Source organism: Pseudomonas edaphica (genome assembly GCF_965277385.1).
Lineage (GTDB): Bacteria > Pseudomonadota > Gammaproteobacteria > Pseudomonadales > Pseudomonadaceae > Aquipseudomonas > Aquipseudomonas edaphica.
Genome location: NZ_OZ255725.1, coordinates 273,239 through 291,012 on the forward strand (window position 1 = coordinate 273,239; position 17,774 = coordinate 291,012).

General features: G+C 62.0%; 15 protein-coding genes. 2 read left to right on the plus strand and 13 right to left on the minus strand.

The window, feature by feature from the left end:
• Positions 1-74 precede the first annotated feature (74 nt).
• Complete coding sequence (ampC, locus tag ACQY47_RS01275) at positions 75-1,217, plus strand: class C beta-lactamase (protein WP_428554880.1); 1,143 nt, start codon at positions 75-77, stop codon at positions 1,215-1,217.
• A 348-nt stretch (positions 1,218-1,565) separates the two neighbouring features.
• Here the strand turns inward: ampC and dctM are convergent, their stop codons facing one another.
• The 8 genes from dctM to ACQY47_RS01315 form a co-directional block, all read right to left on the minus strand.
• Entirely contained in the window at positions 1,566-2,846 is a 1,281-nt protein-coding gene (gene dctM, locus ACQY47_RS01280) for a C4-dicarboxylate TRAP transporter large permease protein DctM (protein WP_017137472.1), read from the minus strand.
• Entirely contained in the window at positions 2,846-3,478 is a 633-nt protein-coding gene (locus ACQY47_RS01285) for a TRAP transporter small permease (RefSeq protein ID WP_017137473.1), read from the minus strand. Before ACQY47_RS01285 ends, dctM begins: the two co-directional genes overlap by 1 nt.
• A gap of 193 nt (positions 3,479-3,671) precedes the next feature.
• Complete coding sequence (locus ACQY47_RS01290; protein WP_395599749.1) at positions 3,672-4,655, minus strand: TRAP transporter substrate-binding protein; 984 nt, start codon at positions 4,653-4,655, stop codon at positions 3,672-3,674.
• Between the two features lie 240 nt (positions 4,656-4,895).
• Positions 4,896-5,711 carry an HpcH/HpaI aldolase/citrate lyase family protein gene (locus tag ACQY47_RS01295; RefSeq protein WP_428554885.1) on the minus strand — a complete coding sequence of 272 codons (816 nt, stop codon included), beginning with the start codon at positions 5,709-5,711 and terminating at the stop codon, positions 4,896-4,898.
• A 15-nt stretch (positions 5,712-5,726) separates the two neighbouring features.
• Positions 5,727-6,920, minus strand: a complete 1,194-nt coding sequence (locus tag ACQY47_RS01300) for a CaiB/BaiF CoA transferase family protein (RefSeq protein WP_099549623.1) — start codon at positions 6,918-6,920, stop codon at positions 5,727-5,729.
• Positions 6,921-6,929: 9 nt separating this feature from the next.
• Positions 6,930-8,279, minus strand: coding sequence for an MmgE/PrpD family protein (locus ACQY47_RS01305; RefSeq protein WP_428554888.1), 1,350 nt, complete (start codon positions 8,277-8,279; stop codon positions 6,930-6,932).
• Between the two features lie 10 nt (positions 8,280-8,289).
• Positions 8,290-9,453 carry an acyl-CoA dehydrogenase family protein gene (locus ACQY47_RS01310; protein WP_099549621.1) on the minus strand — a complete coding sequence of 388 codons (1,164 nt, stop codon included), beginning with the start codon at positions 9,451-9,453 and terminating at the stop codon, positions 8,290-8,292.
• A 28-nt stretch (positions 9,454-9,481) separates the two neighbouring features.
• Positions 9,482-10,300: an FAS1-like dehydratase domain-containing protein gene (locus tag ACQY47_RS01315; RefSeq protein ID WP_428554892.1), complete on the minus strand. Its 819-nt coding sequence runs from the start codon at positions 10,298-10,300 to the stop codon at positions 9,482-9,484.
• A 293-nt stretch (positions 10,301-10,593) separates the two neighbouring features.
• On the opposite strand from ACQY47_RS01315, the gene ACQY47_RS01320 reads away from it, so the two are divergent.
• Positions 10,594-11,493, plus strand: coding sequence for a LysR family transcriptional regulator (locus ACQY47_RS01320; RefSeq protein ID WP_017137479.1), 900 nt, complete (start codon positions 10,594-10,596; stop codon positions 11,491-11,493).
• Here the strand turns inward: ACQY47_RS01320 and ACQY47_RS01325 are convergent.
• From ACQY47_RS01325 to ACQY47_RS01345, 5 genes are read right to left on the minus strand one after another with little or no spacing between them, the layout of a single operon-like run.
• Positions 11,480-12,568, minus strand: a complete 1,089-nt coding sequence (locus ACQY47_RS01325; protein ID WP_428554895.1) for a hypothetical protein — start codon at positions 12,566-12,568, stop codon at positions 11,480-11,482. The genes ACQY47_RS01320 and ACQY47_RS01325 overlap by 14 nt on opposite strands.
• The gene (locus ACQY47_RS01330) at positions 12,523-14,373 is read right to left on the minus strand and encodes a bpX6 domain-containing protein (RefSeq protein ID WP_428554898.1); all 1,851 of its coding nucleotides are present in this window, start codon (positions 14,371-14,373) and stop codon (positions 12,523-12,525) included. Before ACQY47_RS01330 ends, ACQY47_RS01325 begins: the two co-directional genes overlap by 46 nt.
• Positions 14,366-16,171 (minus strand): hypothetical protein, encoded by a 1,806-nt coding sequence (locus ACQY47_RS01335; RefSeq protein ID WP_428554901.1) that lies wholly within the window; start codon positions 16,169-16,171, stop codon positions 14,366-14,368. The genes ACQY47_RS01330 and ACQY47_RS01335 overlap by 8 nt, the downstream gene beginning before the upstream one ends.
• On the minus strand, positions 16,158-16,604 hold the full coding sequence (locus ACQY47_RS01340; protein WP_428554904.1) for a hypothetical protein: 447 nt from the start codon (positions 16,602-16,604) through the stop codon (positions 16,158-16,160). The genes ACQY47_RS01335 and ACQY47_RS01340 overlap by 14 nt, the downstream gene beginning before the upstream one ends.
• Positions 16,601-17,716 carry an AAA family ATPase gene (locus tag ACQY47_RS01345; RefSeq protein WP_428554907.1) on the minus strand — a complete coding sequence of 372 codons (1,116 nt, stop codon included), beginning with the start codon at positions 17,714-17,716 and terminating at the stop codon, positions 16,601-16,603. Before ACQY47_RS01345 ends, ACQY47_RS01340 begins: the two co-directional genes overlap by 4 nt.
• Between the last annotated feature and the right edge of the window lie 58 nt (positions 17,717-17,774).

A 17,774-nucleotide genomic window follows, 5' to 3' on the forward strand; every position in this document is an offset into this window, starting at 1 on the left:
AAAATCCACCTAGATTTGCCCCGCCTGCGCAGGCCTTGATCGTCAGCACATCTTTTACATGGAAGCGAACCCGCATGAATCACACCTTACAAAAAATTCTGTTCAGCGCCCTGTTAATAGGCTCCGGTAGCTGCATGGCCGCCACCGACCTGCGCACGGTAGTCGATGCCAGCGTTGCGCCGCTGATGCAGCAACAAGGGATTCCCGGCCTGTCGGTCGCGGTGGTTAACCAAGGCAAGGTTCAATACTTTAACTACGGTGTTGCATCAAGGGAAACCAAACAGGCCGTTAACCAAGACACCCTGTTTGAAATCGGATCGATCAGCAAAACCTTTACCGCCACCCTCGGCGGCTACGCGCAGGCCACCGGTAAGCTCAAGCTCTCGGATACCGCCAGCCAGCACCTGCCAGCCCTGGCCGGTGGCGTATTCGATCACATCAGCCTGCTGCAACTGGCGACCTACACACCGGGTGGCCTGCCGTTGCAGTTTCCCGACGCGGCCGACAATGCCGGTGCCATGCTCGGTTATTTCCAGCACTGGAAACCCGCGTATGCGCCGGGCGAACAGCGTTTGTATTCCAACCCCAGCATCGGCTTGTTCGGCTACCTCGCGGCGCAAAGCCTGGGGCAGCCGTTTAACGTTGCCATGGAGAAAACCTTGCTGCCCAAGCTGGGCCTGACCAACACCCACGTCAGCGTGCCGGCGAGCAAAACCGCTCGATATGCGCAAGGCTATGACAAAAATCTGAAACCCATTCGCGTCAGCCCCGGCGCCCTGGACAGCGAAGCCTACGGTATCAAGACCAGCACCCAGGACCTCGCCCGCTATGTGATTGCCAACCTGCACCCCGAGACCCTGGAAAAACCGCTGCAACAAGCGATCTCCACCACTCACGCGGGTTACTACACCGTCAATGGCATGACCCAGGGTCTGGGCTGGGAACGCTACCCCTACCCGATCAAGCTGCAGGCCTTGCTGGAGGGCAACTCGACCGAAATGGCGATGCAGCCGCACAAGGTCAATTGGCTGACGCCGGCGCAGGCACAACCGGCCAACGTGCTGTACAACAAAACCGGCTCCACCGGCGGTTTTGGCGCGTATGTGGCTTACGTACCGAGCAAGGACATGGGTGTGGTGATTCTGGCTAACCGCAATTACCCGAATGCCGAGCGGGTTAAATTGGCTTATGCGATCTTGAATGCGATGGACAACTAAGGCCTGACAAGAATCAAAGGTGGGAGCTGGCTTGCCTGCGATGGCGGTATATCAGTCACCGAATTGGCTGACTGAACCACCGCTATCTCAGCATAGGTATCTACACAACTGCCGGTTAAAACAAAGCCTGCGGTACGCCACTTGTTGTGGCGAGCAGGCTTGCCCTGCGTTGGGCTGCGCAGCAGCCCCCAGCAAGGGCACTGAAATTCTTTCTGAAAGAACTCAGCGCCTGGTTTTGGGGCTGCTGCGCAGCCCAACGCAGGGCAAGCCTGCTCGCCACAGGGGAACGGGGTGCCTTCGAACGTATGGCGATCGCAGGCAAGCCAGCTCCCACATTTTCAGACCGTGTTACATGCCCAGCCAGTGCGGCAGCGCCAGCGAGATAAACGGCAAGTACGTGACCATGATCAAAAACACCAACAAGATCATCAGCCACGGTAACGCTGCGCGAATCGTCTGCCCGAGGGTCAACCCGGTCACCGCCGAGGTCACAAACAGGTTCAACCCTACCGGTGGGTGTACCAGGCCGATTTCCATGTTGACCACCATCACAATCCCCAGGTGAATCGGGTCAATCCCCAGCTTCATGGCAATCGGGAAGAAGATCGGCGCCAGGATCAGCACAATCGCGGAAGGCTCCATAAAGCTGCCGGCCACCAGCAACACCACGTTGACCATGATCAAAAAGCCAATCGGCGTCAGGCCTTCGGAGATCACCCAGGCGGTGATTTCCTGCGGGATCTGTTCGGTGGTCAGTACATGGGCAAAGAGCATGGCGTTGGCGATGATAAACATCAGCATGATCGCCAGGCGCCCGGATTCCAGCAGCACCTTGGGGCAATCGCGCAGCTTCATGTCCTTGTACACAAACAGCGCGACAAACGCCGAATACACCGCCGCCACGGCCGCCGCTTCCGTCGGCGTGAACATGCCGCTGTAGATGCCGCCGAGGATGATCACCAGCAACAGCAAGCCCCAGAACGCGCGGCGTGCGCAGGTCAGCCACTCGCGGAAGGTCGCACGTGGCTGCGCCGGCAGCTTCTTGATGCGCGCGACGATGTAGATCGCGACCATCAGCATCAGGCCCAGCAGCAACCCTGGAATCACACCGGCCATGAACAGCTTGCCCACCGAGGTTTCGGTGGCTGCCGAGTACACCACCATCACAATCGACGGCGGGATCAGGATGCCCAGGGTGCCGGCGTTGCAGATGATCCCGGCGCCGAACTCCTTCGGGTAACCCGAGCGCACCATCCCCGCCACGGCAATCGAGCCCACTGCCGCCACCGTCGCCGGCGATGACCCGGACAGCGCCGCAAACAGCATGCACGCCAGAACCGCCGCAATCGCCAGGCCGCCTCGGATATGCCCGACACAGGCGTTGGCGAAGTCGATCAGCCGTTGCGCCACACCGCCAGTGGTCATGAACGCACCGGAGAGCAGGAAGAATGGAATCGCCAGGAAGGTGTAGGCGTCGGAGGTTTCAAACAGCTTGATGGCCAGCGAACTCACCGAGTCCTGGCTGAACATCAGGATCGACACCGCGCCGGACAGCCCCAGGGAAATCGCAATCGGCACCCCGAGGAACATGAACACGAACAACAGCAAAAACAGACAGAGCACGGCCATCAGTGACGCTCCTCATGGCTGCCGGCCAGCTTACTGGCCTCCCCGGCCTCGTCGGCCAGCCCCAACCCGACCTGACGGTGGGTAAAGATGCGATAGAAAATTTCCAGGTAGCGGATAAACACCAGGGCAAAACCGATGGGCACGATGATCACGATATCGCCCACGTCCACGCCGTATTGGTCGAGGTCTTCGGCGCCGATCTGCGCGGTCATCACCGCACTCACCCACTTGTAGCTGGCGACCATGAACAGCCCGGCGTAGGCCAGGCAACACAGGCAGGCGAGCATGCCGAGCAGGCGTTGCACCGGGCGTTTGGTCAGCTTGACCAGCGCATCTACGCCAAGGTGGCCGGCGGTGCGCACGCCGTAGGAGATGCCGAAGAAAATCAGCCAGCCGAACATGGCCTTGGTCAGCGCCACGCTCCAGGTCATGTCCTGGGCCCAGGTCATGGTGTGGTCGCCCAGGGCACCGAAAAAGCTGCTGCTCCATGCCCACTTGTCAGACAGAGCAAAAAACAGGGTGTAGATGTTGTTGAGCATGACGTAGACGAATGTCACCAGGGTCATGGCGGCCAGCAGGAAGGCGATAAACCCTTCCTCCAGGTGCTCCCAGACGCGCCTTAGCGTTTGCATGGCAAAACCTCGCGAAGCGGGAATGATGTCGGGGTGGAAAGCGGAACAAACTGTGGAAGCGGACCTCTGTGGGAGCCGGGCTTGCCCGCGATGGGATCAACTCGGCGCTACAGATACACCGAGTTGCCTGCATCGCAGGCAAGCCAGCTCCCACATAAAGCCCTTTCCACAGTAGTTTTGGGTGGTCGCCCAATTACTGGTTGGAGGCGTCCGCCGCCTTGATCAGGTCGGCGCCGATCTCACCTTCGAACTTCTGCCACACCGGGCGCATGGCTTCGCGCCACAGCTGGCGTTGCTGCGGGGTCAGTTCGATGATTTCGCTGGTCTTGGCGTCGATGATCTTCTGCTTGGCCGACTGGTTCAGCGCTTCGGCCTGCTTGTTCACCTCGACGGTGACTTCGACCATGATCTGGTCCAGGCTGGTGCGCACATCCGGCGGCAGGCCGTTCCAGAACTTGGCGTTGGTGATCACCATGTAGTCGATCAGGCCATGATTGGACTCGGTGAAGTACTTCTGCACCTCGTTGACCTTCTGGCTTTCATAATTGGACCAGGTGTTCTCGGTGCCATTCACGGTGCCGGTCTGCAGGCCTTGATATACCTCGGCAAAGCTCATCTTGCGCGGGTTGGCGCGGATCGCCTTGAACTGCTCTTCAAGTACGCTGGAAGCCTGCACACGGAACTTCAGGCCACGGGCGTCCTTGGGTTCACGCAGTGCTTTGTTGGCAGAAAGCTGCTTGAGGCCGTTGTGCCAATAGGCCAGGCCGAGGATGTTCTTATCCTGCATAGAGGTCAGCAATGCCTTGCCCTGAGCAGCCTGGAAACGGTCGACGGCGGCCAGGTCGTTGAACAGGAACGGCAGGTCGTAGATCTGCACTTGCTTGGTGTACTGCTCGAACTTGGCCAGGGACGGCGCCAGCATCTGCACATCGCCCAACAACAACGCTTCCATCTCCTTGCCATCGCCGAACAGCGAGGAGTTGGGGTACACCTCGACCTTCACACGCCCCGGCAGCCGTTCTTCGGCGAGCTTCTTGAAGAGCAGCGCGCCCTGGCCTTTAGGCGTGTTTTCGGCAACCACGTGGGCGAACTTGATCACAATCGGGTCTGCCGCCTGGGCCAGGCCCGCGGCAAACAGAGTGGCGGCGCACAGCAGCGCCCGAGAAAGCTTGAGCATGGGGAATCACCTTCTTATTGTTGTGTTATAGGGCAAGGTGCCTGATGTGGTGCGTGTAGTGAATTTCGAATTTTAGATACCTGCGTTCGGCCAGGCCGAACGCCATACTTCAGAACAATGAAGATCCAGTGTGGGAGCTGGCTTGCCTGCGATGGCGGTGTGTCAGGCCGTCAATTCATGGGAGGGTCCACCGCTATCGCAGGCAAGCCAGCTCCCACATTTTGCTCCCGGTTGTTTCAGTCAGAGTTGGCCGGCCAGGAGCCTTTGTGCGCGCAGCAACACCGGCGCATCCACCATCTGCCCATCAATCTGATAAGCCCCGGCCCCATGGGCACCCGCCTCTACCACGCGTTTGGCCCAGGCCAGGTCTTCGGCACTGGGCGCCAGTGCGGCATGAATCACTGCCACCTGCTTGGGATGGATGCACAGCGCCCCGGCAAAGCCCATTTCATAGGCATGCCGGATCGAACGGCGCAGGCCTTCAGGGTCGTCGATGGCCGGGTGCACGCCGTCCAGTGGCGCCACCAAGCCAGCAGCACGGGAATGCACAATCAGCGCCAGGCGTGCCTGATCCAACGCAAACTGCGCAGCCGCGGAACCGCTGCTCAGGTTCAAGTCCAGCGCCAGGTCCAGGCCGCCAAAGGACAGGCGCTCGACCTGCGGCGCGTGGGCAATCTCAGCCACCGCCAGCAAGCCCTTGGCGCTTTCGATAATCGGCCATATCACCTTGCTAGCAGCCGCCACCACGGCCACCTGGGCGGCGCTCTCTACCTTGGGCAGCAGCACACCCGTCACATTGGCATGGGCTTTACAGAACGCCACATCCTCAAAATGCTCGGCATGCTCCGGCGCGTTGATGCGCACCCACACCTGAGCCTCTGGATGCGCTTGCAAGAACACCCCGAGGTTATCCCGCGCCTGGCGCTTGAGGGGTTCTTCAACCGCGTCTTCAAAATCCACAATCACCGCATCGGCGCCACTGGCCAGCGCTTTGGAAAACCGCTCCGGGCGGCTGCCGGGCACAAACAAGGCCGAACGAACTATAGGCTTTGGCATCACTTGAATTCCTTATTAGATAACGCCGCGTGCGCGCAGGCCGTCGATGGTTTGCGCCGAAAACCCAAGCTGATCGAGGATGCCCTGGCTGTGCTGGCCCAAGGCGGGAACGCCGTCCATGCGCGGGGTAAACGCAGCATTACGCGCCGGCGGCAACAACGACGGCAGCGGCCCGGCCGGGCTCTGGACTTCACGCCAGCTGTCTCGCGCCTTGAGCTGCGGGTGGTCCCACACGCCTTGCATGTCGTTGACCCTGGCGCTGGCGATCTGCGCGTTTTCCAGGCGTTGGATCACGGCTTCAGCGTCCAACTGCGCGAAGCTGTCAACGATGATCTGGCGTAGCACGTCACGGTTGGCCGAGCGCTTGAAGTTGGCCGAGAAACGTTCATCGGTAGCCAGCTCAGGCGTGAGCAGCACTTTGTCGCAGAACGCCGCCCATTCGCGTTCGTTCTGCAAGCCGAGCATCACCGTGCCGCCGTCGCCGGTGGGAAACGGCCCATACGGGTAGATCGTCGAATGCGCCGCCCCGGCCCGTGGTGGCTGGGGCGCGCCGTCGAAGGCGTAATACATCGGGTAGCCCATCCACTCCACCAGGCTTTCGAGCATGCTCACATCGATGCGGCTGCCCTGCCCCGTCTTGCCGCGCAACAGCAAGGCCGAGAGGATGCCGCTGTAGGCGTACATGCCGGCGGAAATATCGGCGATCGAGCAACCGGCCTTGGCCATCTGATCTTCACCCGGGCCACCGGTTACCGATAAAAAACCGCCCTCGCTTTGGATCAGCAGGTCATAAGCTTTCTTTTTCTCGTAAGGCCCGCCTTCGCCATAGCCGGAAATATCGCAGACGATGAGCCGTGGAAAGCGCTCATGCAGCGCTTCAAACGACAGGCCCATGCGCGCCGCCGCGCCGGGTGCAAGGTTCTGCACCAGCACGTCGGCATCGGCCAGCAGGCGTTGGAGGATGTCGCCGGCCTCGTCCTGCTTGAGGTCCAGGGTCAGGCTTTCCTTGGAGCGGTTGGTCCACACAAAGTGCGAGGCCAGGCCGCGCACGCGCTCGTCATAGCCACGGGCAAAGTCACCGGCGCCGGGGCGTTCGATCTTGATCACACGGGCGCCGAGGTCCGCCAACTGGCGGGTGCAGAATGGCGCAGCAATCGCGTGCTCCAGGCTGATCACGGTGATGCCGTCCAGCGGTCGTTGATTAGTCATGACGCTTCCTCAAAGCCAGTGGGCCATGGACGCTGCACTGCGCAGGTGCCAGACCTTTTCGATCAGTGCATTGGCCTGCGCGGGTGTGCGCGCACCGCTGAATTGGGTAAGGCGCCGGAATTTATCCGCGAGCTCCACCCGACTCAGGGTGTTACCAGGATCGCCCCTGGGTTCGTCGATGGCGCCCTGCAGCGTGCGGCCATCGAGCGTGGTGACAGTGACGCGGCCCAGCCAGCGCTGCGGGTAGGCGCCGTCGACTTCTGCGTCGAGGGTCATGCTGACCTTGTCGCGGAAAGCCGAGACGGCGGGGTCGGTCAGCGCCCGTTCGTGGAACTCGGTGAGCCCGGCTTTACCGTGCACGGCGATCAGGCCGAGCACGGTGCCCATGGAGAATTTGGCCTGGTGCACAGTGGCAGGCGTGGTCACGCGGCCCAGCACGTCGATGGCACCTTGATGGACACGCGTTTCAACCGTGGCGATATCTACAGCGCATAGCCCTTCGCGCTGCATCAGATCCAGCAGGGCATCCGCGGCCGGATGGGTGTGACGGCACGAGGCGTGGAACTTGAACGAGGTTTCCAGCAGCGCCCAGCGGCTGCCAAGGTCGGCCGATAACTTGCGAGGCTCGGCATCACTGGACATGCCTGCTGCCAAGCCTTGATCGCCTTCCAGAATATTGCGTGCGCCGGTGAGCCCGTCCGCCGTCAAATACGCCGCGAGCAAGCCATCCGCCGCCGCCTTGGCGGTGTGCAGTTGCTTGGAGTCGGCGGCATCGCGCAAAAACTCCCACAGCCCGGCGGCCTGGGTGCCGGCGCTGCCGAGCAGGTTGATGAACTGTTCCTGGTTAAAGTCCAGCAGTTTGCCCACGGCCACCGCCGCCGCCAGGGTGCCGACGGTGGCTGTGGTGTGGAAGATGCGGTAGTGGGACCGGCCCATGAATTCGCCGATGCGAATTCCGGCTTCATAACCGGCCACCGAGGCCAGCAGCAATTCACGGCCGGATTTGCCGAGGTCCTGGGCGGCAGCCAGCGCGGCCGGAAACACCACGGTCGCGGGGTGCAGCACCGAGCTGTTGTGCAGGTCATCCTGCTCCACCAGGTGTGAGGATGCGGCGTTCACCAGCGCCGCAAAATACGCGCTGGTGGTGCTGCCATTGACGATCACCTGGGCGGGACCGCTGTGGGGTCCCATTTTTTGTGCATAGCGTTCAAACAACGGGATCGGGTGCGCACCCTTGCTTGCCAGCGCCGAGGCCAACCAATCCAGATACAGGTCTTCGGTGCGTGCCAGTACCTTTTCCGGCAATTGTTCGTAGTTCAGGTCCGCAAGGAACCGGCACAGCGTTTGGGTATGGCTCATGCTCAGGCCCTCAGAAACTGCGTGGCAGTTCGAGCAGGTGCTCGGCCACGTAGGACAGGATCAGGTTGGTGGAGATCGGCGCCACCTGGTACAGGCGTGTTTCGCGGAATTTGCGCTCTACGTCGTACTCACAGGCAAAGCCGAAACCACCGTGGGTTTGCAGGCAGGCGTTGGCCGCTTCCCAGGACGCCTTGGCAGCCAGGTACTTGGCCATGTTGGCGCTGGCCCCGGCATTCTTGCCGCTGTCGTATTCTTCGCAGGCACGCCAGCGCATCAGGTCCGCCGCTTCGATTTCGATATGCGCCTCGGCAATCGGGAACTGCACACCCTGGTTCTGCCCGATCGGGCGGCCAAACACCACGCGGTCGCGGGCGTAGGCGCTGGCCTTTTCGATAAACCAGCGACCGTCGCCGATGCACTCGGCGGCGATCAGGGTGCGTTCGGCGTTGAGGCCGTCGAGGATGTATTTAAAGCCTTTGCCCTCCTCGCCGATCAGGCTGTCGAGGGGTAGCTCCAGGTTGTCGAAAAACAGTTCGTTGGTTTCGTGGTTGACCATATTGGCGATGGGCTGCACGGTCAGGCCGTTGCCGATGGCTTCGCGCAGGTCGACCAGGAAGATCGACATGCCTTCAGACTTCTTCTTCACCTCGGCCAGCGGCGTGGTGCGCGCCAGCAGAATCATCAAGTCGGAATGCTGGATGCGCGAGATCCAGACTTTCTGGCCGTTGATCACATACTTGTCACCACGCTTGATCGCCGTGGTCTTGATTTTGGTGGTGTCGGTGCCGGTGGTGGGCTCGGTCACGCCCATCGATTGCAGGCGCAATTCGCCGCTGGCGAGCTTGGGCAGGTAGAAGCTTTTTTGCGCTTCGCTGCCGTGGCGCAGCAAGGTGAACATGTTGTACATCTGGCCGTGCACGGTGCCGGAGTTACCACCGCAACGGTTGACTTCTTCGAGGATCACCGAGGCTTCGGCCAGGCCCAGGCCAGAGCCGCCGTATTCTTCAGGGATCATCGCCGACAGCCAGCCGGCGTCGGTCAGGGCTTTGACAAAGGTTTCGGGGAAGCCTTTTTGTTCGTCGATCCTGCGCCAGTACGCCGCGTCGAACTCGGCGCACAAGGCGCGCACGCCTTCACGGATGGCATTGAGTTCTTCGTTGTCATTGGGGTTCATTAACGGCTCTCCGCCTGTTGTTCCTGGATTATTCGAAGTGGACCTGAGCGGTCTGCGCCAGACCACCGGCGTTGCCCGCCCACAACTGCGCCACACCGGTTTCGGTCACGCGCCCACCGACCACAAATGGCTGCGGTGCAATCAGTGGGCGAACACCGCGATAGGCAAAACGGCGCAGGGTCGCGTCGGGATGGGCGCGGCAAAACGCGCGCAGGCTCAAGGTAGCGATCAGCGGGCCGTGCACCACCAGGCCTGAATAGCCTTCGGTGTCGGTGACATACGGGTAGTCGTAGTGGATGCGGTGGCCGTTGAAGGTCACGGCGCTGTAACGAAACAGCAGGGTTGGCGTGGGGCTGATCGATGCCTGCCATTCGCCTTCGGGCAAGGCGTCGCCACTGCCCTGTTTGGGCGGCGTCGGTTCGCGGTAAACGATGTCCTGTTCTTCGCGGATCGCCAGGCGACCGTCCTGGGAATAGTCATGACGCACGGTGACAAACAACAGCGAGCCGGTTCGCCCGGTCTTTTCTTCGACCTGGGTGATGGTCGACACGCGGGTCGCCGCCTCACCCGCGCGCAAGGCATGCACGAACTCGATGCGCCCACCGGCCCACATGCGATTGCGGTTATCAGCGGGCGGCAGGAACCCGCCACGGGCCGGGTGGCCATCGGTGCCCAAGGCCGATTCCGGCAGCGGGTCCTGGAAAAAACACCACTGCCACAGCGGCGGCAAATCGGCGCCCTGTTCCGGCACAGCTTCGCCAAAAGTAGCGGCAATGCGTTTGAGCAGGTTAAGGCTCAGGTGGTCGTGGGCGGTCTCGCTTCGGCCAATCCAGTCAGTGGTGCTCATCGGGTGCAGGTCCTCGGGCAGTGAGTGTCTGCCCCGGATCATGCAAGCGCCTGGCCGTTCTGAGAATTTGCATTTCAATAAACCAGCGTTCGGTTATGCTGAACGCCAACTTCGAGTCCGCCCTCATATCCTGTGGGAGCTGGCTTGTTGTGGCGAGGGAGCTTGCTCCCGTTGACTGCGCAGCAGTCTCCGGCTTTTTGGGGGCGCTTCGCACCCCAGCGCAAGCAAGCTTGCTCGCCACAACAAGCCAGCTCCCACACTTGAACCTCACCGTTGCCAAAATAGGGGTTTGCATGCATTTCGATCTCGCCGACCTGCGCCTGTTTATCCACATCGCCGAATCCCCCAGCCTCACCCAAGGCGCCAAGCGTGCGTTCCTCTCGCCGGCCGCTGCCAGTGCGCGGATCAAGGCGCTGGAAGGCCAGTTGGATACGCGCCTGCTGTACCGCGACAGCCGTGGCGTGGAGATCACCCCGGCGGGCGAACGGCTGCTGCACCATGCGCGGCTGATCATGCGCCAGGTGGATTACCTAAAAAGCGAGTTCACCCAATACGGCGTGGATTCGGCCGGGCATATCCGCATCTTCGCCAACACCACGGCGGTGACCGAGTTTCTGCCGGAGGTGCTGGCGGGTTTTCTGTCCCAGCGCCCGGGCGTGACCGTCGACCTGCAAGAGCGTTTATCCCGCGACATCGTACGTGGCGTGCTTGATGGCACCAGCGACATGGGCATCATTGCCGGGCCGGTTGAGGCAGCAGGTTTGCAGGTGTTGCATTTCAGCACCGATGAATTGGTGTTGATGGTGCCCGTGGGCCACCCATTGGCCGACCAGTCTTCGGTGACGCTGGAGCAAACCCTGGCCTACCAGCACATCGGCCTGCACGAAGGCAGCACGTTATTGAGTTTTTTGCGTGAACACGTCGATCGCCTGGGCAAGCAGTTGTCGCTGCGCATTCAGGTGTCGAGCTTCGAAGCGATCTGCCGAATGGTCGAGGCCGGCGTGGGCATTGGCATCATTCCCGAATCCGCCGCCGTGCGGCACAGCCGGACCATGCAGTTGGTGACGGTGAAGCTCGATGAGCCGTGGGCGATTCGCGAACGCAGTATCCTGGTGCGCGAGCTTGAGGCATTGCCGGGCACCATTCGGGCGTTGATCGCCACCTTGATGCCGGACACACTCAGTGCAGGCTGATGTTGCGCTGGCTGGCGTTATCAATATTGATATGGCTCAGCCGGCCCTGCCCATCGAACAGCAACAGATCAGACCCGAGGCGGCGAAGCTGGGCCGGCGATTGCGGCCAGTGCAACGTGACGCAAAGCCGATCGCTGGCACGGTGGATCACGTGCCAGCAGGTGTCGTGCTCCTCAACCCGATAACTGATCAGCAACCAGTCCTCAAATAGAAACGGGCTGACGGACTCATCCCATTCTTCTTCCGGTAAGTTGCCAGGCAGCCGGTAGCGCTTTCGAACCCCGTGCTGCTTCAGTATCAGCGTGGGTGTTCCATAGTCGTGCTTGATCCGATACTGCGCCGATTCAGCGGTGGCACTGGGAACCTGGAAGTCCGTCGCGACGATGTCAAACGCGCTTTCGCGACTGACCAGGCGCCGCTCCGGCAGACGATAATGCCACAGCATCAGGCACCCGCCCGGCGCCGACAGCCACAGGTATTCATTGTGTTCATCCACCTTGATGGCACGCACCGACTCCGGTAGATCACTCACATGCCAGAGCGTGTCAAAGCCACGGTCAACATCCACCACGCGCAACTGCGGGCCTTTGCCGATGGTCCAGTTGCTGCCATCAAACGCGTGTGCAAAGACATCCATGGCCAGCATACCGAGGTCTTTGGCGACACGATTGACCAGGTCCAGTTTGCTCACGCGCCATACATTCCCCCGCCAGATCAGCACCAACGCAACCTGTCGGCTATGGGCAATCACGATTTTCTGCGCCGGTACAGCAAAGTGAAACAACGTTGTGCCCGCCGCATCCACCACCATCACACCCGACTCGCCCAGCGCCACCAGGTAACGCTGGTCTTCCAGCGGCGCCGCGTCGAAAATCGGCCGGCTGCCAGCCGCCGGCGCAGCCCACTCGCGGGTGTCGCCCAAGTGCTCCAGTGAGACCACGGGCGTACGCTTCAGGGCTTGGCCCGGCAAGTCCGCCTGAAGCGCTTTATCGCGACTCATCTTGACCAGCGCTTGTAACTGGTTATGGGTCAGTTGGCCTTGATCGCTGAATTGATCGGCCAGAATCGCGTGCACAGTGGCACCTGCCAGCCAGGCCAAGGCGGTGGTGTGTGCCTTGTGTTGCAACAACGCCTGCGCCAGGGCGGCGCGTTCCCCGGCGCGCGCGGGGTCGTCACGCAATTGCTCGACCCACGGCCCGTAAGCGTGCAGCGTTTCGGGCAACAGGACCGCGCGTTTAACCAGCGCCTCAATGCCCAAGCGCCCGCCGGCAGCCTCGGCGTTGAGCAGCCATTGCGCGGCGCGTGGCGCTCTGCGGGCAGGCTCCAAATAACATCGACGGCTTGCAACCACAGGCCTTTGGCGATCAACGACTCGGCCCATTCCAGGCGCAAGCGGTCGGCGGCTTCCGGCGACTTGGCCTGGAGCATCACCACGGCGTCAGCAAACGCATTGTCGCGCCGCGCCACCAGCACGGCGCGCTGCCACTGCTCGGCCAGGCACAGCAAGCGCACGATCACCGCAGGCGGCATGTCCCACGCCAGGGCCAGGTCAGCGGCCTGCTGATAGCGCGCGTGTTTCTCCAGGTAATCGAGAGCTTGCTGATGCTCCTTGAGCAATTCGGCAAGGACAAACACCGCTTCCTCGATACGACCGGCACGGTCCAGGCGTTCAAAAGTCTGGCGATACACCTGGCGCAAATGCTCGGTCAAGTCGTCTTCAAACAGCATCGAGCGCGCGGGGCCAGCCTTTTGGCTGAGGCTCAAATCCTCGCGGCGCTGTGGCGTACCAAAGCTCTGTTCACCGCTGGAGGCAGCGCTGTTCAAGGGGATCGCGTGGCGCAAGGCTTCTTCGAAATTGCCGTCTTCGAACATCTCCAACATGCGCTGCATGTAGGCGGCCTGGCGTTTGCCATACAGTTTGGACAGCTGGGAATGCTGGGTCAGCCGGGTCAACAAACGGCGCCACGCGGCAGGTTTATAACTGCGCGGGGTGGCACGCGCAGCGATGCCTGGGTTAGCGGGTGCGCGAGCCACCGGCCGGGGCGCCGCTTGGGCGGGGGCAGACGCGCCACGGTGCAGGAAGCGGTTCAACCCGTACAACAACGCGGTGATCACCACCATCCAGATCACGGCGCCCAGGAGCATGCCGCCGAAGGACTGTGTGTGCTCGGCCAACAGCGCGGCGGGCTCGCTCTGGCCGAAGAGGCGGACCAGCCCACCCAGCAGTACCAGGCCGATCACGATTTTCAGCACCGGGGAAGAGACTTCGCGGGCGCTGTTTGCGTTGTTTTGCGCAGACGCCGCGCTGGCGCCAGGCCCTTTACTCGACGTGTGACGCGGGCGCTCCAGCAGTGCTTGCATGATTGCTTCGCGCTCCGGGCTGACGGGCTCCAGTGGCCCACCGAGGATTTCACGCAGGTCGGTGACCACCGCCTCCGGCAGCGTTGCCGGCAACGGGGTATGGCAGTCAAAGGTGTCGAGCAGCGTGTAGGTACTGATGTCGAGCCACAGCCCAGGCGTCAGCACGTGTGCATCGCGCAACTGCAATGCATGGATCTGGCTGCCGCGCACCAGCCACAAGTCGGCAACGGGCAGCCCGCGCAATTCCTCAGGGTGCAGCGCGGCAGACGACAAGCCCAGGCCCTGGCGGATTAGCGGCCAGCCGTGCAGGCTTTCGCAGTGTACCGGGCAAGGTGTGTGGAACTGCAGCAAGTCGCCGTCGGCAAAACGGTAGGCACGCGCGTCGACTTGCCAATACTTGAGGATCAGGCGCCTGCGCTCGCTCTCATCAAAACGCTCGGCGGCAAACCATAGGCCGTCAATCTGTTGGTGCCCGGTGAGTACCGGGCGGCGAATCAGCATCCGTTCTGGCTCATGCATTGGCAGCTTCCTGGGTGAGCTGCGGTGCCTGGTTGCACATCACTTGCAAACGCATGGAGCGCTCGCCAACCGAGTAAACCAGTAATTCGCGGTCAGTGGTCAGTACGGCGATCAAGCCGCTCATGGGGCAAAAGCTCGCGCGGGCAATTGGCGCCGAGGTAGTGAACAACGTGCGCTGTTGCCCCTCGGCGTACAGCCCGACGCTGTGCTGGTTCGGCCCCAGCAGCACCAGTGAGTAAGCCGGCCGTTGGGCGTACGTATAGTGCAGGCCGATGGCTTTCCAACCGAGCGCCAAGTCGATCTGTTCGTGTTTCGCCGGAAAGCTTTCATGGGTCACCAGGCGCCAACTCTGGTAGCCGTCCTCGGTGGTCAGCAGCGCGCAACCACCGCAGTACTGGCGCCAGTAAAAGTTGGCAGCCAACAATACCTGGCTGACGCCCGCTGCCGAGCCGACCGCATGACCATTGGCGCGTAAACCGTCAGCAGACCCGGAATACGCGACAATCTGCCCGCCTTCTCTGCGCGCATAAGCGATGGTCAAGGGGTCGACCTGCACCAGGCTCATCACGTCATCCGCCACCTGGCAAAGTTGACGCGACTTCCAATAGGCAAGCCGCCCCTGGCTGTCGAGCAAGTACACACGCACGGCGTTCTGACTGTGCAGCCAGACACTCGGCAGGAACGTCGCGGTGCCCGGTGGCAGTTGCAGCTGTTCACGGGCGGGCTTGTCGACGGTGGGCATACCGGGAATGTTCCAGAACGTCAGGCTGTCGTTGTCGCTCAACACGGCACCGAGGCTGCGGTGGTGAAAGGTGGTGCTCAATACACGCTGATGCTTGCCCCACAGACGGCGTCGAACCTCCAGCGACTTTTTCTGGTTTTTGTGCGGCAGCTTGATCACCACCATGCCCGCCTCATCGAGCAGGCGCAGCGCCACATAGTTACCGGCGCTGGAGATTACCGGCGGCAAGGTCAAGGCTACGCGTGGCACCGCACGTGCGAGATTCGGCGGCGGCGCCTGGACTTCATCGTCGAACTGGCCTTTGAGCAGTTGCACCGCGTGCGCCTCATCCGGCATAGGCAACAGCACGCGCCGCACAGAACCGGCTTGCAACTCGAATGACAGGCTGTGCCCATCCAGGCTGCGCTGCACCTGCACCCGGTGCGTACAGGTCTTGGTCGTGTCCTTGGGCAAGCGTTGCCCGACTGTCCAGCACTCACCCAACGTCTCACCCTGCGTGGCAAGCCATTCCTGCCAGGCTTGCCAGTGCGCCGGGGCGACACTTTCATAGGTGCGCGCCCTGAGCAGTTGCTTGAGCTGCCCCGCGCTATCGAACTCATGCAGCAGCGGCGCGCCTTGCAGGATGCCCCAACGCAACTGCGCCCCTGCCTCCTCGGCACGCCGGGCCAGCAGCATCAGCAAGGCGATATGCACCAGCCGCGCGGCGCCCCATTGCAACGGGCCGGCGTCGAACAGCACGACAATCAGGCGGTTGGCTTCACGGGCGCGGTACTGCGGCGCCAGGAACATATGCTCGCCGCCGACAGCCCTGCGCATAAACTCATCCGGCACTTCATCGGCCAGCAGCCATTCGCTGGAAAGCAGGCGCTCGTAAGGCCCACGGCGTTGCAGATCGCCCACGCCATCCGGCTCAGGCACCCCGCCTTGCTGCCTACCGCGCAGTGGCCCCAGCACCGGGTTAAGCCGCCCAAGCAAGTCGGCGAACAGCGGCAGATGCTGCGGCGCAAACCACTCCAGCCACTGGCGCCAGGGTTGCAAGGCTTCAGGCAGTTGCATGGCGGGTGCCCCAATTCGTCGCGATGTGCTGAAGGTGTTCAACCGTCACCGGCAACAGGCGATCCAACGGCACTACGGCTTGCGGTTCGCGCCACAACAGCAAGGGCGAGCGCTTGAAACGTGCCGACAGCGTCTGGCCGAGCAAGTCTACCGGCACTGTCGGCTCCCAACTGGTGGGAAGCCATACGCCAGGCGCGCCGGGGTGTACTGCGGCGTATTCGACACCGTCGACCCACGGCAAATCCGCCACCGCCCCAGTGACGACCAATACATCGCCATTGGCGGTAGCGTGCAAACGGGCAGCCTGTTCATCTGCGAGCAGCAGCAAGCGCGCAAGCAAGCGGCGCGCGCCGTCGCCCCATCCGACGGCGGCTTGTGGTTCGGCAGGCACCGGCCTTGGGCGCCAGGTCCAGGCGTAGTGGTCTGCACTCATGGCGTCAGCATTCGGGACAGTTGCCCGCGTACCTGCTGCAAGGTTTCCGGCATTGTCTCGCTATTGAAGTTGGCGTCGATCTCGCGCAGCAGCCCTTCGAGGACCGGGCTGTCGGGCGGCTCGCTGCGGGCCAGGTAGTCTTGCGCAGTTTCCAGCAAGCGATTCAAGCGCGACATCGGTTGCAAGGTGGCCTCTTCGACCGCACTGAACAAATGGCTGTTGCTGGACGCGGCAAACAGGTCGCGCAGCACCTCGCGGCCATGCTGCTGAGTCTCTTTAGTGGGCAGCACATACAGCAGGGGCCATAGATCCGCGTCGCTGGCTTCCAGCCGCCCGCCCAGCAACGCGGCGGCCGCGATCAGCCGTTGAGACTTGACGATACGGCGGTCCGATAACGCTATGCCGGCTTCGCGCAGGCGCCGAATCGCCTGGGCCAGGGCTGGACGCACCGCGCCCAGGTCGACGTTTTTCAGGGCTTGGCTCAGCGTATCCAACTGGGCCATACCCAGTAACTGTTGCACCGGGCGCTGCTCCGACTGCCAACCGCCCGCCAGCATGGCTTCCAGTTGATTGTCCGGCACCGAATCGACGAACAGGTGCAACAGGAAGCGGTCGCCAAACGCCGCCAGTGCCTCATCGTCCGGCAAACCGTTGGCCGCGCCGACACACACACGCAGCGGACATTGAATTTGAGTATGACCTCGGCGAAAGCGACGCTCGTTGAGCACGCCCAGCAAGGTATTGAGAATGGCGGTCGAGCCCAGGAAGACTTCATCGAGAAACACGATATCGGCCTCTGGCAGCATGCCGCTGACGTCGGTTTCCACCGTGCCTTCACGCAATTTCTTCAGGTCTACGGCACCAAAAAGCTCCGACGGCTCAGTGAAGCGCCCCAGCAAGTATTCGAAGTAACGCCCACCCATGGACTGCGCCACACGGCGTACCACGGCGCTCTTGGCCGTGCCAGGCGGGCCGATCACCAGAATGTGCTCTTGGGCGACCGCCGCCAGCACAATCAGCTCGGCCAATTGCTCGCGCCCGATCAATCCTTCGGTCGCCTTGCGCACAGCGTGGCGGATTTGCGTGGCAGCGCTTTGCAACTGAGCAATCATGGGTGTCTTCCCTGAAACCAAAGCAGAGAATCTTGCCTGAGGCTAAGGTATTAGCAAA